The organism is Corynebacterium sp. Marseille-P3884, assembly GCF_017942225.1.
GTDB lineage: Bacteria > Actinomycetota > Actinomycetes > Mycobacteriales > Mycobacteriaceae > Corynebacterium.
In genome coordinates this window covers 80,479-94,645 of record NZ_JAGKSD010000006.1, presented here as the reverse complement: position 1 = coordinate 94,645, position 14,167 = coordinate 80,479, and the positions used below count along the sequence as shown (strand labels likewise).

Annotated in this window: 14 protein-coding genes; 10 read left to right on the top strand and 4 right to left on the bottom strand. The window is 62.3% G+C overall.

Annotation, left to right across the window (positions count from 1 at the left end):
* The 4 genes from J5Y21_RS05225 to J5Y21_RS05210 all read right to left on the bottom strand — a co-directional run bounded on the left by J5Y21_RS05225 (nt 1) and on the right by J5Y21_RS05210 (nt 2,998).
* Nucleotides 1-498 carry a YbjN domain-containing protein gene (locus J5Y21_RS05225; RefSeq protein ID WP_210573444.1) on the bottom strand — a complete coding sequence of 166 codons (498 nt, stop codon included), beginning with the start codon at nt 496-498 and terminating at the stop codon, nt 1-3.
* Nucleotides 499-535: 37 nt separating this feature from the next.
* A complete protein-coding gene (locus J5Y21_RS05220; protein WP_210573443.1) occupies nt 536-1,831 on the bottom strand; it encodes a TIGR01777 family oxidoreductase in 1,296 nt (431 codons plus the stop codon).
* 31 nt (nt 1,832-1,862) lie between these two features.
* A complete protein-coding gene (locus J5Y21_RS05215) occupies nt 1,863-2,354 on the bottom strand; it encodes an integrase core domain-containing protein (RefSeq protein WP_210573442.1) in 492 nt (163 codons plus the stop codon).
* Between the two features lie 359 nt (nt 2,355-2,713).
* Nucleotides 2,714-2,998 (bottom strand): transposase, encoded by a 285-nt coding sequence (locus J5Y21_RS05210; RefSeq protein WP_210573441.1) that lies wholly within the window; start codon nt 2,996-2,998, stop codon nt 2,714-2,716.
* A gap of 319 nt (nt 2,999-3,317) precedes the next feature.
* Between J5Y21_RS05210 and pyrR the strand changes: the two genes are divergently transcribed.
* From pyrR to J5Y21_RS05160, 10 genes are all read left to right on the top strand, one after another.
* Nucleotides 3,318-3,872, top strand: coding sequence for a bifunctional pyr operon transcriptional regulator/uracil phosphoribosyltransferase PyrR (gene pyrR, locus J5Y21_RS05205; protein ID WP_210573440.1), 555 nt, complete (start codon nt 3,318-3,320; stop codon nt 3,870-3,872).
* On the top strand, nt 3,869-4,831 hold the full coding sequence (locus tag J5Y21_RS05200) for an aspartate carbamoyltransferase catalytic subunit (protein WP_210573439.1): 963 nt from the start codon (nt 3,869-3,871) through the stop codon (nt 4,829-4,831). The genes pyrR and J5Y21_RS05200 overlap by 4 nt, the downstream gene beginning before the upstream one ends.
* 4 nt (nt 4,832-4,835) lie before the next feature.
* The gene (locus tag J5Y21_RS05195; RefSeq protein WP_210573437.1) at nt 4,836-6,170 is read left to right on the top strand and encodes a dihydroorotase; all 1,335 of its coding nucleotides are present in this window, start codon (nt 4,836-4,838) and stop codon (nt 6,168-6,170) included.
* 78 nt (nt 6,171-6,248) lie between these two features.
* Nucleotides 6,249-7,469 carry a glutamine-hydrolyzing carbamoyl-phosphate synthase small subunit gene (carA, locus tag J5Y21_RS05190; RefSeq protein WP_210573435.1) on the top strand — a complete coding sequence of 407 codons (1,221 nt, stop codon included), beginning with the start codon at nt 6,249-6,251 and terminating at the stop codon, nt 7,467-7,469.
* A gap of 15 nt (nt 7,470-7,484) precedes the next feature.
* Nucleotides 7,485-10,847: a carbamoyl-phosphate synthase large subunit gene (gene carB / locus J5Y21_RS05185; protein ID WP_210573433.1), complete on the top strand. Its 3,363-nt coding sequence runs from the start codon at nt 7,485-7,487 to the stop codon at nt 10,845-10,847.
* Nucleotides 10,848-10,850: 3 nt separating this feature from the next.
* Nucleotides 10,851-11,729, top strand: a complete 879-nt coding sequence (gene pyrF / locus J5Y21_RS05180; RefSeq protein WP_210573430.1) for an orotidine-5'-phosphate decarboxylase — start codon at nt 10,851-10,853, stop codon at nt 11,727-11,729.
* A 223-nt stretch (nt 11,730-11,952) separates the two neighbouring features.
* Nucleotides 11,953-12,273 carry an integration host factor, actinobacterial type gene (gene mihF, locus J5Y21_RS05175; protein ID WP_210573428.1) on the top strand — a complete coding sequence of 107 codons (321 nt, stop codon included), beginning with the start codon at nt 11,953-11,955 and terminating at the stop codon, nt 12,271-12,273.
* Between the two features lie 3 nt (nt 12,274-12,276).
* Entirely contained in the window at nt 12,277-12,867 is a 591-nt protein-coding gene (gene gmk / locus J5Y21_RS05170; protein WP_210573426.1) for a guanylate kinase, read from the top strand.
* Between the two features lie 6 nt (nt 12,868-12,873).
* On the top strand, nt 12,874-13,185 hold the full coding sequence (gene rpoZ, locus J5Y21_RS05165; RefSeq protein WP_076599411.1) for a DNA-directed RNA polymerase subunit omega: 312 nt from the start codon (nt 12,874-12,876) through the stop codon (nt 13,183-13,185).
* Nucleotides 13,186-13,438: 253 nt separating this feature from the next.
* Nucleotides 13,439-14,152: a DUF3558 family protein gene (locus tag J5Y21_RS05160; protein ID WP_349236942.1), complete on the top strand. Its 714-nt coding sequence runs from the start codon at nt 13,439-13,441 to the stop codon at nt 14,150-14,152.
* The last annotated feature ends 15 nt before the right edge of the window (nt 14,153-14,167 follow it).

The following is a 14,167-nucleotide window of genomic DNA, read 5'->3' as shown; positions in this document are numbered from 1 at the left end:
TTAGTTCTCCTCCCACGTCACAGCAGTCGGGAAAGATTGCGCGAGGTAGTCAAATGCCTGCATCGTCGAGTGGATCGACGTGACAACGAAGGCGCCGAGCTGGTTCGGCGACAGGCCCTTGCTCACATCGAGGGTGCGCACACCGGTGATGGCGAGGGTGTTCTCTTCACTCTGGAAGAAGCGCAACGTCGGGGTGAAGTGCGTCTGGTTGTACTCGTTGGTGGCGTGCAGCAGGGAAGGGACATCCTCGGGTGCGAATTCGCCGCGCCAGACGGACTCGAATACGAGCGTGCCGTCGTCGATGGTGAAGACCATGGCGGCGTTGACGAAACCGGTGCGCACGACCGGCTCTTCCAAGCGGTATTCGAGTTCTTCACCCTCGAGGACGGTGGCGATATCGGCCAGCGTGACGTCGCGGACAACGTCGGTGTCGACGGCGGCGGAGCTGTCGCCAGCGGCGTCTGGGTCCGTGACGGGATTGTCGTTCGGTGTTGTCATGGCACCCTAGGCTACATCTCTCATCCGCCCGCTGCGCCTAGCGCTTGGTGCTTAAGAAGTCTTCTTTAGTGCCTAAGAAGTCTTCCTTGCCGAGCTCGTGACGCAATGCGTCGATGAGGTGCGGGTAGCGGAAGTGGTGGTCGAGGCTTATCAGCTTCGCTGGCTCGACGCGCTGGTCGGCTAACGCTAATTCGTGAGCACCCTCGTCGCCGAGCAGAAGCTTCGGGCCGAATTCGGGAATGCCGATGAGCTCCGGTCGGTGGAGCAACGACGTCAGGGTCTTCGACAATTCCGCATTGGTCACCGTGGTAGGCGCCGTCGCGTTGACGGGGCCAGTGAGGGAATCGTCGATAAGCGCGCGGAAGTAGATATCCGTGAGGTCGTCGAGCGCGACCCACGACATCCAGAAATCGCCGTTGCCGAAGCGCGCGCTCAGCGCCGTTTGCGCGGAGAGCTTCAGCAGGGGGAGCAGGCCGCCCGCGCCGGATAGCGCGAGGCCGGTGCGGATATTCACGGTTCGGACGCCTGCGTTCTTCGCGTAGATGGTGGCGCGTTCCCATTCGTCCACGACATCGGCCAAAAATCCGTCACCGCGTGAATCGGATTCGGTGTGGACACGGCCACCGGCGTCCGTGCCGTAAAAGCCGATCGCGGAGGCGCTGATGAATGTCCGCACGCCGGATTCAGCGGCCAGACGTGCGAGCCGGCGCGTGGGGCCAATGCGCGAGGAGTAGATGTCTGCCTTGTGCTCATCGGTGAACCTGCCCATGATCGACTCGCCGGCCAGGTGTACGACGGCATCGACGCCGTCGAAAAGCGTCGCGTCCGGGTCCTCCGTGTCCCAGTGGCGCTGTTCGTGCGCGCCGTTGTGTCGCGGTGTGCCACGCACGAGCTGAATGACTTTGTGGCCCGCGGTGGAAAGCTGCGCGCTAAGTGCCGTGCCGACCAGCCCGCGGGAACCAGTCATGGCAACGGTGAGTGTGCGTGGCTGGTCGTCGTAGTCGGTCGTGCCCAGCTGGTTCATGCGTTTGAGAAACGCGATGTCTTCGGCGAGTTGGTGCTGGCGGTAGGCGAATGCGGGGGAGAGCACCTTTTCCGGTGCTGTTGTGTGCACGGTGTCGGTGATGCGGGTTGTTCCTCCTACTTCTTCAAAACGGTGCTCGTGGCGCCACTTCGTCAGCTGCTTGATCGGAGTGTTGGCGGCCTCGTCGACGAATTGTTCATGGTCGACGAAGCCCTGCGGCTGGTGGCGGGCGATCCATTTCTGCCCGGCGGGCAGGGAGAACTCTGTGGTGCCGTCTTTGAGTGAATCGGCCCCGGAGACGACTGTCATTGGGGTGGCCTAAGAATTCGGTCCAGTTGGTTTAAGCGTTGACCGTGTTTTCATGTTTCCATTGTTCCGCATACTTCCGTGGACTGAGGTAGCCCAGCGAGGAATGCGGGTGGAAGTCATTGTACCGCTGCGACCACTGGGCCACGAGCATCCGTGCATGTTCGAGATTCTCGATGCTGTTGTCTTCTAAGAGTTCGTCACGCATTCGGTTGTGGAAAGACTCGACATAACCGTTATGCCAGGGCTGACCGGGCGGGATAAACGCCTGAATCGTTTCATCCTCCCCAGCCCATTCCTTGAGCGCATGAGCGATGAACTCGGGGCCGTTATCCATCCGGATCACCCGCGGGCGCCCGCCTTGGTCACAACAAGCGAGGTCGAGCAGCTCGATCACCGAATCCGCGTCGATCTTCTTGTCGACTGTGAAGGCGACGTGCTCGCGAGTGTATTCATCGATGATGTTGCAGATCTTGATCGTCTTGCCGTGCCATGTTGAATCGAACTGGAAATCCAGCGCCCACACGTCGTTCGGGTACTGGCCGGCAGGAACATCGCGCTGGCCGTGACCATCGACGCGTTTGCGCTACTTCCTGGGTAGGACGCGCAGGCCTTCTTCACGCCAAATCCTCCGGAAGGTTTCCCGGCATATCCCGTACCCCTCGGTGAGGGCGGTCCTCCAGGCGCGCCGGTGTCCCCACCGGCGGTGATCACGCGCGAATTCGTGCATCCACGCCCTGAGGTCCGCGTACTTATCCTGCTTGCCCTGACGGATCCTAGCGCGCCGATAAGCACTACGAGAAAGTCCAACGATCTGGCAGGCACGCCTTTGGGAGTAGCCCAGCCCAACGAGATGCCAGACGGCATCATGACGGCGAGCTGGGCTTAGAAGTTTCCCTCCGATAATTCTTTCCACGCCGCCTTTTCCAGCTCTGCCTGCCCAAGGAGACGTTTGAGGCGCGTGTTTTCCTCGCGCAATCGCTGGAGCTCTTTAGCTTCGCTCTTGGTCATCGCCCCATAGGTTGCCTGCCACCTGTTCAGCGTGGCTTCGCTGATCCCCAGCGCGGTGAGGATTTGAGCCGTGGTCGATCCTGATTCTCTGAGTTCTCGAGCCTTATCCAGCTTGCGAACAATCTGCTCAGGGGTGTGTTTACTGAACTTCTTCACCATTCATCCATTCTCCCCACCCACAGGCAGGGCATCAATGGACAACACTCAAGTCACCCGGACCTAAAAACCTAAGGCACTCCATCATCGGCAAAAACGGCGGAGTCAGACGGTGCACGGCGCCGGGCATGGTGTGCCAACGCCAGACGTCGGCAAGCGGTGCATCGATGGTGTGTGTTGCGGTGAGCGACAAAGCTGGTGACCTGTTCATTCGAAAAATGCGGGCGGTGGAGTGCTACTCTTGCAAACGTCTACCAAGCATAGGCAGGCTCAAAAGAAGCATCCTTTAAATTCCGCACAGAGAGGCGGGGAAGGAGGTTCGATGAGTGCCACAGAGTTGCTTGACGCTAGTGACGTCTCGCGCACGATTGCACGCATCGCGCACCAGATTATCGAGAGAACTGCACTCGATTCCGACGGTGCTCCACCACTGATCATTTTGGGCATTCCCTCTGGCGGAGTGCCCTTGGCCCAGCGCATCGCAGCAGCGATTGAGGAATTCTCGGGGGTGAGCGTTCCCGTCGGCAGCCTCGATGTGACGCTCTACCGCGATGACCTCCGCGGCCGCCCGCACCGCGCCTTGGCCCCGACCGATATCCCGGGCAACATCAACGGAGCGACGATCGTTCTCGTCGACGACGTGCTGTTTTCGGGACGAACCATTCGCGCCGCGCTCGATTCGCTGAGCGATATCGGCCGCCCGGAAGCGATCCAGCTCGCGGTCCTAGTCGACCGTGGCCACCGCGCGCTTCCGATCCGCGCGGATTATGTGGGCAAGAATATCCCGACGGCGATCACGGAGGACGTCCGCGTGACGCTCACCCCGCTCGATGACGCCGATGCCGTCCTCCTGGTCAAAGAGGAGGTCGAAGAATGAGGCACCTCATCAGCATCGCGGATCTGAGCCGCGATGAGATCGTCGGCTTGATGGACGAAGCCGACCGTTTCCGCGAGGCACTCGACGGACGCGAGATGAAGAAGCTGCCCACTCTGCGCGGCAGGACCGTCTTCACGCTGTTCTACGAGAATTCGACCCGCACGCGCTCATCGTTTGAGACAGCGGGCAAGTGGATGAGCGCTGACGTCATCAACGTTTCCGCCTCGGGCTCCAGTGTCAAAAAGGGCGAATCCCTCAAGGACACCGCCAGCACGCTGCGCTCCGTGGGCGCGGACGCGATCATCATGCGACACCCGTCCTCCGGCGCACCGAACCTGCTCCGCGAGTGGGTGCCCGGCGCTGCCATCATCAATGCGGGCGACGGCTCGCACCAGCACCCGACGCAAGCGCTTCTCGACGCTGTGACGATGCGCCAGCACATCGGCGACGTTGCCGGAAAGAAGGTGCTCATCGTCGGCGATATCCTTCACTCCCGCGTGGCCCGCTCCAACGTGGACTTGCTCCACGCACTCGGTGCGGACGTCGTGTTAGTCGCTCCGCCGACACTGCTGCCGACTGGTGTGGAGCACTGGCCGTGCTCGGTCGAGTACGACTTCGATGCTGCGCTGGAAAACGCCCGCAGCGAAAAGGAAGCGCCGATCGCCGCAGTCATGATGCTGCGCGTCCAAGCTGAGCGCATGAACGGCGGGTTCTTCCCGTCGCACCGCGAATACGCGACCCTGTACGGGTTGAGCAAGGACCGCGCGGACATGCTCGGCGACGGCACCCTGATCATGCACCCGGGCCCGATGCTGCGCGGCATGGAAATCAACTTCGACGTCGCCGACCGCGATAACACTGTGGTCCTCGACCAGGTCACCAACGGTGTGTACACCCGCATGGCGGTCTTGTTCACGCTGCTGGCGAGCGGAGCAGACACGCTGGAAGGAAAGGAGTAGGGAAGTGACGACACTCGCATTGAATAACGTCCGCCCCTACGGCGAAGACGAAACCAACATTCTCATCGACGTCGCCGACGGCGTGATCGATTCCATCGGCGAGAACCCCTTCGACGACGCCGACGAAGTCATGGATTGCGGCGGCAAGGTGTTGCTCCCCGGCCTCGTTGACATGCACGTCCACCTGCGTGAACCCGGCCGCGAAGACACCGAGACCATCGCCACCGGCTCCGACGCCGCCGCTGCGGGCGGGTTCACCGCCGTGTTCACAATGGCGAATACCCAGCCGGTGATCGACCAGCCTTTCCTCGCCGACGCTGTGTGGGACAAAGGCCAGGCCTACGGCAAGTGCGATGTCTACCCGGTCGGCTCCATCACCAAGGGGCTCAAGGGTGAATCGCTCACCGAGATCGGCCTGATGTCCCGCGGGCACGTCAAGATGTTCTCCGACGACGGCAAGTGCGTGAACGATCCACAGCTGATGCGCCGCGCCATCGAGTACGCGAAGGCCTACGACGTGGTGCTGGCACAGCATGCTGAAGACCACCGCATGACCGACGGCTCCGTCGCCCACGAGGGCGAGAACGCCGCACGACTCGGCCTGCGCGGCTGGCCGCGTGTCGCCGAAGAATCCGTCGTGGCGCGCGACCTCATCATGACCCGTGATTATGGCGGTCGCTACCACCTCTGCCACGCATCCACCGAGGGCACCGTCTCCCTGTTGCGTTGGGCGAAGGAGCAGGGCATCGACGTCTCCGCCGAAGTGACCCCGCACCATCTTCTGCTCACCGACGCGAAGCTGGAGAGCTACGACGGTGTCTACCGGGTCAACCCGCCGTTGCGTGAGGACCGCGACACGATCGCTCTGCGCGACGCGCTGCTCGACGGCACCATCGACGTCGTCGCCACCGACCACGCCCCGCACGGCTCTGAAGATAAGTGCGTGGAATTTGAAAACGCCAAGCCCGGCATGATCGGCCTGGAAACCTCACTCGCGATCATCGCGCAGGTCTTCGTCGAATCGGGCCTGGCTGACTGGCGCTTCGTGGCCAAGGTCATGAGCGAGCGCCCGGCGGAGATCCTCCGTCTCGCCGACCAGGGCCGCCCGATCGAGGTGGGCGAGCCGGCCAACCTTACCCTCGTCGACCCAGACGCCGGGTGGACCGCCCTCGGCGACGAGATGGCGTCGAAGTCAGGCAACACACCGTACGAGGGCGCGGAATTCGCGGCGCGCGTGGTGGGCACCTGGCTCCGCGGTGAACAGACCTTCCTCCTCGCCGAGGCTGGAAGCGGAGCCGACAGCAACATCGACTCCGACAAAAACACAGACACAGACTGACCAGCACGAGCACCGCTCCCGCATGGGGGAGAGGCGCAGAAGCAGCGTGAATAGAGCGAAACGAAGAAGGAAACACACATGAGCACTGAACGCATCCCCGCCGTGCTGGTACTGGCCGACGGCACCACGTTCTCGGGCTTCGCCTTCGGCGCGGCCGGCGCCGACACCGAGCCCGTGTTCGGAGAGGCCGTTTTCACCACTGCCATGACCGGCTACCAGGAGACGATGACGGATCCGTCCTACCACCGCCAAATCGTGGTTGCTACGGCCCCGCAGATCGGGAACACCGGGTGGAACGACGAGGACAACGAGTCCCATGACAACCGCATCTGGGTTGCTGGACTGGTGATCCGCGACCTGTCCAAGAGGGTCAGCAACTGGCGCGCGGAGCGCAGCCTCGAGGATGAGATGAGCAGCCAGGGCATCGTGGGCATCCACGGGGTGGATACCCGCTCGCTCGTCCGCCACCTGCGCAACTACGGTTCCATCGCCGCCGGTATCTTCACCGGCGAGCAGGCGCGCGGCGACGTCGACGCGCTCGTCGCTCTCGTCAAAGAGCAGCCCGCGATGTCGGGCGCGGACCTGTCCGCGGACGTGTCCACCGACGAGCCCTACGTGATCGAGGCTAAGGGGGACAAGCGCTACACCGTCGTCGCTTACGACATGGGCATCAAGACGGCCACGCCGGGACACTTCTCCCAGCGGGGTATCGAGACAATCGTTGTCCCGGCCGGTACGCCGTACGCGGAGGTCAAGAAGCACAACCCCGACGGCGTGTTCATCTCCAACGGCCCGGGTGACCCGGCGACCGCCGACGACATGGTGGCGGTCACCCGCGACATCATCGCCGACGGCACGCCGCTGTTCGGTATCTGCTTCGGCAACCAGATCCTGGGTCGCGCGCTCGGACTGGACACCTACAAGCTGAAGTTCGGCCACCGCGGTGTGAATGTCCCGGTGAAGAACCATACCAGCGGGAAAATCGACATCACCTCCCAGAACCACGGCTTCGCAGTGAAGGCGCCGGAAGGCTTCACCTCCGAGAAGATCGCGGCAGGAACGACATTCGACACCGATTTCGGTCCGGCGCTAATCACGCACACCTGCCTCAACGATGGCGTCGTCGAGGGCGTCGCACTCGAGTCCGGCATGGCGTACTCCGTGCAGTACCACCCAGAATCCGCCGCCGGCCCGCACGACGCAAACCCGCTCTTTGACCAGTTTGTGGAGCTCATGGACAGCTACAAGGTGAAGAAGAACGGGACCGGTACCCCAACCGCGGCCACCGAGCAGAAATAACCAGGAAGGGAACTAATGAAACGCGACGACATCAACCACGTCCTGGTCATCGGCTCTGGTCCGATCGTGATCGGCCAGGCCTGCGAGTTCGACTACTCGGGCACCCAGGCGTGCCGTGTGCTCAAGGAGGAAGGCCTCCGCGTCACTTTGATCAACTCCAACCCGGCGACGATTATGACCGACCCGGAATTCGCCGACCACACCTACGTCGAACCGATCCAGCCGGAATACATCGACCGCATCCTCGCCCGTGAGGCAGAACAGGGCCACAGGGTCGACGCCATTCTGGCCACCCTCGGCGGGCAGACCGCCCTGAACGCCGCGATCCAGCTCGACCGGCAAGGCATTCTGGCCAAGCACGATGTCGAGCTCATCGGCGCGAATATCGACGCGATCGAGCGCGGCGAGGACCGCCAGAAATTCAAGGACATCGTGGCTAAGATCGGCGGCGATTCCGCGCGCTCTCGCGTGTGCTTCAGCATGGACGAAGTGAAGGAGACCGTGGCAGAGCTCGGCCTGCCTGTCGTGGTCCGACCGTCCTTCACCATGGGCGGCCTTGGCTCCGGCCTCGCCTTCACCATGGAGGATTTGGAGCGCATCGCCGGCGACGGCTTGGACGCTAGCCCGGAGGCGAACGTCCTCATCGAGGAGTCCATCCTCGGCTGGAAAGAATTCGAGCTCGAGCTCATGCGCGACGGCGACGACAACGTTGTCGTGATCGCCTCTATCGAGAACGTCGACGCTCTCGGCGTCCATACGGGCGACTCCGTCACGGTGGCCCCCGCGTTGACGCTGACTGACCGCGAGTTTCAAACCATGCGCGACCAGGGCATCGCGATTATCCGCGAGGTGGGCGTGGACACCGGCGGCTGCAATATCCAGTTTGCGGTCAACCCCGTCGACGGCCGCATTATCACTATCGAGATGAACCCGCGCGTGTCGCGCTCTTCTGCGCTCGCTTCTAAGGCCACCGGCTTCCCGATCGCAAAGATCGCCTCGAAGCTCGCCATCGGATACACCCTCGACGAGATCACCAACGACATCACCGGCGTGACGCCGGCCGCGTTCGAGCCGACGCTCGACTACGTAATCGTGAAAATGCCGCGCTTCGCTTTCGAGAAATTCCCGGGTGCGGACGAGACCTTGGGCACCTCCATGAAGGCAGTGGGCGAGGCAATGGGCATCGGCCGCAACTACATTCAGGGCCTGAACAAGGTCATGCGTTCGATGGAGGACAAGCCGAGCGGTTTCTGGACGAAGCCGGACGCGTACTTCGCGGAGGGCCGCGAGAACGACCTCGCCGCCGTCCTCGACGACCTGAAGCGCCCGACGGATAAGCGCATGTACGACGTCGAGCTCGCGCTTCGTCTCGGCGGCACCATCGAGCAGGTCTACGAGGCCAGTGGCATCGATCCGTGGTTCCTCGCCGAGCTCGAGGCACTCATCGATTTTCGCGGGCAGCTTATCGACGCCCCTGTTCTCAATGCCGACCTGCTGCGTGAGGCCAAGGTGTACGGGCTTTCCGACGCCCAGATCGCCGCGCTCCGTCCGGAGCTCGCCGGCGAAGACGGTGTGCGCTCTCTGCGCTGGTCCCTGGGCATCCACCCGGTGTACAAGACGGTGGACACCTGCGCCGGCGAATTCGAGGCGCAGACGCCGTACCACTACTCGGCCTACGAGTACGATCCGAACGCTGAGTCCGAGGTGGGGGCCGTGGGCGCCGCGCAGGGCGGGGCAGCCAAGGAAAAGGTCATCATCCTGGGCTCCGGCCCGAACCGCATCGGGCAGGGGATTGAGTTCGACTACTCCTGCGTTCACGCGGCGCTCGAGCTCTCCCGCGTGGGTTACGAAACGGTCATGGTCAACTGCAACCCGGAGACCGTCTCCACAGACTACGACACCGCCGACCGGCTGTACTTCGAGCCGTTGACGTTCGAGGACGTCATGGAGATCTACCGTGCCGAGGCGGCGACCGGCACCGTCGCCGGAGTGATCGTCCAGCTTGGTGGCCAGACTCCGCTGGGCCTCGCGCAAAAGCTTGCCGACGCAGGTGTTCCCGTCGTGGGCACCACCCCGCAGGCCATCGACATGGCGGAGGATCGTGGCGAATTCGGCAAGGTACTTGAAGAAGCTAAGCTGCCTGCCCCGGCCTACGGCACCGCGACCTCCTTCGACGGGGCCCGCGAGGTCGCCGACCGCATCGGCTACCCGGTCCTGGTCCGCCCCTCCTACGTGCTCGGCGGCCGTGGCATGGAAATCGTCTACGACGAGGAGAACCTGCGCGACTACATCGATCGCGCAACCGAGCTGACCCCGGACCACCCGGTGCTCGTCGATCGTTTCCTGGACAACGCGATCGAGATCGACGTCGACGTGCTGTCGGACGGCAACGATGTCTACCTTGGCGGCGTGATGGAGCACATCGAGGAGGCCGGCATCCACTCCGGTGACTCTGCTTGTGCTCTGCCGCCGATGACTCTGGGACCGGACGACATCAATAAGGTGCGCCGCTCCGCCGAGGCTTTGGCTCATGGCATCGGGGTCAAAGGTCTGATGAATGTCCAGTTCGCGCTGAAAGACGACATCCTCTACGTCATCGAGGCCAATCCGCGCGCATCCCGCACTGTGCCGTTCGTGTCCAAGGCCACAGGTGTGCACCTGGCCAAGGCTGCGTCCCGCATCATGATGGGCTCCACCATCGCGGAGTTGCAGTCCGAGGGGCTGCTGCCGACCGATTATGACGGTGGATCGTTACCGCTGGAGCACCCGATCGCGGTGAAGGAGGCGGTCCTCCCGTTCACTCGCTTCCGCCGTCCAGACGGTGCGGTGCTGGATACCATTCTCGGGCCCGAGATGAAGTCCACCGGAGAGGTCATGGGCCTGGCCCCGTCCTTTGGAGTCGCCTTTACGAAAGCGGAAGCAGCTGCGTTCGGCGAACTGCCGACTGAGGGCACTGTGTTCGTCTCCCTGGCCAACCGTGACAAGCGCACCCTGATCTTCCCGATCCAGCGCCTGTACACGATGGGCTTCAATGTGCTGGCGACGGAAGGTACTGCCCAGATGCTGCGTCGAAACGGCATTGAGTGCGAAGTCGCGTTGAAGGCTTCCGAGGTGCGCGACGGCGTTGAGGGCAAGTCCATCGTCGACCGAATCCTGGAAGGCGAAGTGGACCTGGTTCTGAACACGCCGGCTGGATCCGCGGGTGCCCGGCACGACGGCTACGACATCCGTGCGGCGGCCGTTGTCTCTAGCGTGCCGATGATGACGACGGTCCAGGGTGTCACCGCGGCAGTCCAAGGCATCGAGTCTTTGCGAGCCAACGAGATCACGGTGACCAGCCTGCAGGAACTCGAGCACGCGGCACCGGTGGAGAACTAGATAATGGGCCACGACGATAAGCAGAGCACCCCGCGAAATTTCGGTAATCGCCTCGTCGAGGCAGGGGAGCGGTACGGTCGCTTGTGCGTCGGCATCGATCCCCATGAAGCGCTCCTCGACGCGTGGGGGTTGAGCCCGGACGTCTACGGTCTGCGGGAGTTCTCCCAGCGCTGCGTGGAGGCCTTTGCCGGCCACGTCGCGCTGATCAAGCCGCAGGTCGCCTTCTACGAGCGCTTCGGTTCTGCAGGTATCGCCGTCCTCGAGGAGACGCTGTCCCAATTGCGGGAGAGCGACTCCCTCGTCGTGGCCGACGCCAAGCGCGGCGATATCGGTTCAACCATGGAGGGGTACGCCTTGGCATGGCTCGACGATAATTCCCCGCTGTGCTGTGATGCTGTCACGCTCACGCCGTACCTCGGGGTGGGATCGCTCGCGCCGGCCATTGAACTAGCTGGCCGGGAAGGACGCGGTGTGTTCGTCATGTCCGCCAACTCCAACCCGGAGGCAGAAGGCTTCCAGTCGCAGACGCTCAGCGAAAGCGGTGTGTCCGTGGCGCAGCAGATGGTGGACGAATGCGCTGGATATAACGTCGATAAGCGTGCGCAAAGCGGCGAGTCTGGCTCCGCGGACGGGAACGTCGGGCACGTCGGGCACGTTGGTGTTGTTGTGGGCGCAACGGTGAAGAACCCGCCGCGTCTCAACGCGCTGAATGCTCCGGTGCTCATGCCGGGCGTCGGTGCCCAGGGCGCGACGATGGAGGACGTTGCCCGGATTGCTGGCGACCAGGCTCACCTCGTCTTTCCGAATGTCTCCCGCTCAGTGTTGTCCTCTGGACCTGGTATCGCTGAGCTGCGCAAAGCGGCGAAAACGCTGGTAGTGTAGCGCTAAACCGACCCTCAAATTCGGTGGGATGAAAACTGCTGGTAGGTTATAGGCGTCGATGCGATGACGTGGCAAAACAAGACGTCAAACATCGTGTCTAGAACCGCTCAGTGGTACAGTTATCCCACGTCGACGAGTTGCAACTGTGTAATTCTTTTGCGACAGTGTCGAATCGGTTCATAAGCTGGATCAGAACTTAACCCCTAACACATTGGAGGAACCAGTGGCCCTTCCCGAACTGACCCCGGAACAGCGCCAGGAAGCTCTCGCTAAGGCTGCGGAAGCACGCAAGCAGCGTGCTGAGCTGAAGGCATCCCTGAAGCGCGGCGACACGAACCTCAAGGAGGTTCTCGCAAAGGCTGAGTCTGATGAGATCATCGGCAAGACCAAGGTCTCGGCTCTCCTCGAGGCTCTGCCGAAGGTGGGCAAGGTCAAGGCACGTGAGATCATGGAGGAGCTCGAGATCGCTCAGACCCGTCGTCTGCGCGGCCTGGGCGACCGTCAGCGTCGCGCTCTGCTCGAGCGCTTCGGTTTCGGGGAATAATCGGTGACAAACGTGAATGGGAAGGGCCGGCTGGTTGTTTTGGCTGGCCCTTCCGCCGTTGGTAAGTCGACGGTGGTCGAGCGCCTCCGCAAGGAAGTGGAGGACCTGTACTTCTCCGTCTCCATGACCACGCGCGACCCGCGTCCGGGCGAAGTGGACGGCAAGGATTATTTCTTTGTGTCCCCGACGTCTTTCCAGGAGCGGATCGATGCGGGCGAGATGCTCGAATGGGCTGACATTCACGGTGGCCTGCAGCGTTCCGGCACTCCCGCCGCACCCGTGCGGGAAGCCCTTGATGCCGGCCGTCCGGTCTTGGTCGAGGTCGACCTAGTCGGCGCCCGCAATATCAAGGAGATTATGCCGGAGGCCGTCACAGTCTTCCTCGCCCCGCCATCCTGGGAGGTGCTCGTTGAGCGTCTCACCGGTCGCGCGACGGAAACCGAAGACGTGATCGCGCGTCGTCTCCAAACGGCCCGTGCTGAGCTCGCCGCTCAGGACGAATTCGATGATGTCATTGTCAACAACGATCTGGATGAGGCTGTGCAGGGGATCAGTGATATTCTCTTGTGCGTCCAGCGTCCAAACAACGAGTAGGTGTGAGTGAGCAACGTGACCAACGATCTTGCTAATTCGGCGGAGACCGCCGACGTCAACGAGCAGGTGTACGACACGCCTGAAGGCATCACGGCCCCGCCTATCGACGAGCTGCTGACCAAGGTGTCCTCCAAGTACGCCCTGGTGATCTTCGCGGCCAAGCGTGCCCGCCAGATCAACAGCTACTACCAGGAGCAGGACGAGGGCGTGTTCGAGTTCATCGGCCCCCTGGTCACTCCGCAGCCGGGCGAGAAGCCGCTGTCCATCGCCCTCCGCGAGATCGAGCACGGTCTCCTGGAGCACGAGGAAGGCCAGTAAGGCTTCCCCCCCCATTTTCACCCCCGCAAAAGCGGGCTACGCGACTAATTTTTGGTCCGTAGCCCGCTTTTTCTTGTCTTCCGCCCCTCCTTCGCATCCCTTTGACGTGCGGTTTTGGTCGCGCCGATCCCGATGTCTACTGAAGTAGACATCGTTTCGTTTTATTTTTGCTTGACTCATGTAATCCTTGTGTCTGTCGGCCAGCACCACTACGAACACAGGCGACATCCACCGCACTGGGGGGACGGAGGAAATGGGAATGTCACGGCGCACGACGCATAGTTGGGGGACTACGTCTGCCCGCGCATTCCTTGCCGCTTGGGGGGCTGTGTTGGTAGCGGTGCTGGCCGGCTGCTCGTCGGGAGGATCCCTCACGGTGAATCCCGCACCCGCTCTCAACTCCGCTGCCGCCGAGACCCAGCACCCATCCGCTGAATCCGACGTCAGCTCTTCCACCGCACCGAACCCAACCACCCCATCCGATGACGACCCGCCCGCCTTCCACTTCGAAAGCGGCGACGTTCTCCTCGGCGACTTCGTCTACGACGACGTCAAAGGCAACATTTTCAACCCCTGCGAAGAAATCTCCCCCGAGGAGTTTGCCCGCATCGGGTTTGAGACGGAGGGGGAGAGTAAGCGGTCAGAAACTAAGGACATCAACTCCTGTTTCTTGAGCGCCAGAGATGACTCCAGCTATCTCCACTACGTGATACTCGGAGGCCCGGCAAACCTCAAGATGTCAGTTGAGCAAGGTGCGATTGTGGAAACCGGAGTGTCAGATTTGATTCCCGGTGTTTATTCCTACGGTCCGATCGGCCTCGATGACGATATCTGTTATGCAGGCGTAGACACAGATCGAGGGCAGCTAGCAGTCGCTGTAGGTAGAGCGGGCACCAGCGGCATTTACGACCATGACGATCTTTGCAACCGTTCCATTGAGACTCTAGAAGCGCTCTACAAGCTTTAATCAAAAATTGGGGGG

What these genes read in the sequence shown, in the direction of transcription:
- J5Y21_RS05225 (WP_210573444.1), bottom strand. Translation starts at nt 498, where the DNA reads ATGACAACACCGAACGACAATCCCGTCACGGACCCAGACGCCGCTGGC.
- J5Y21_RS05210 (WP_210573441.1), bottom strand. Translation starts at nt 2,998, where the DNA reads ATGGTGAAGAAGTTCAGTAAACACACCCCTGAGCAGATTGTTCGCAAG.
- J5Y21_RS05200 (WP_210573439.1), top strand. Translation starts at nt 3,869, where the DNA reads ATGAGGCACCTCATCAGCATCGCGGATCTGAGCCGCGATGAGATCGTC.
- J5Y21_RS05220 (WP_210573443.1), bottom strand. Translation starts at nt 1,831, where the DNA reads ATGACAGTCGTCTCCGGGGCCGATTCACTCAAAGACGGCACCACAGAG.
- J5Y21_RS05160 (WP_349236942.1), top strand. Translation starts at nt 13,439, where the DNA reads ATGGGAATGTCACGGCGCACGACGCATAGTTGGGGGACTACGTCTGCC.
- carB (WP_210573433.1), top strand. Translation starts at nt 7,485, where the DNA reads ATGAAACGCGACGACATCAACCACGTCCTGGTCATCGGCTCTGGTCCG.
- pyrF (WP_210573430.1), top strand. Translation starts at nt 10,851, where the DNA reads ATGGGCCACGACGATAAGCAGAGCACCCCGCGAAATTTCGGTAATCGC.
- pyrR (WP_210573440.1), top strand. Translation starts at nt 3,318, where the DNA reads ATGAGTGCCACAGAGTTGCTTGACGCTAGTGACGTCTCGCGCACGATT.
- carA (WP_210573435.1), top strand. Translation starts at nt 6,249, where the DNA reads ATGAGCACTGAACGCATCCCCGCCGTGCTGGTACTGGCCGACGGCACC.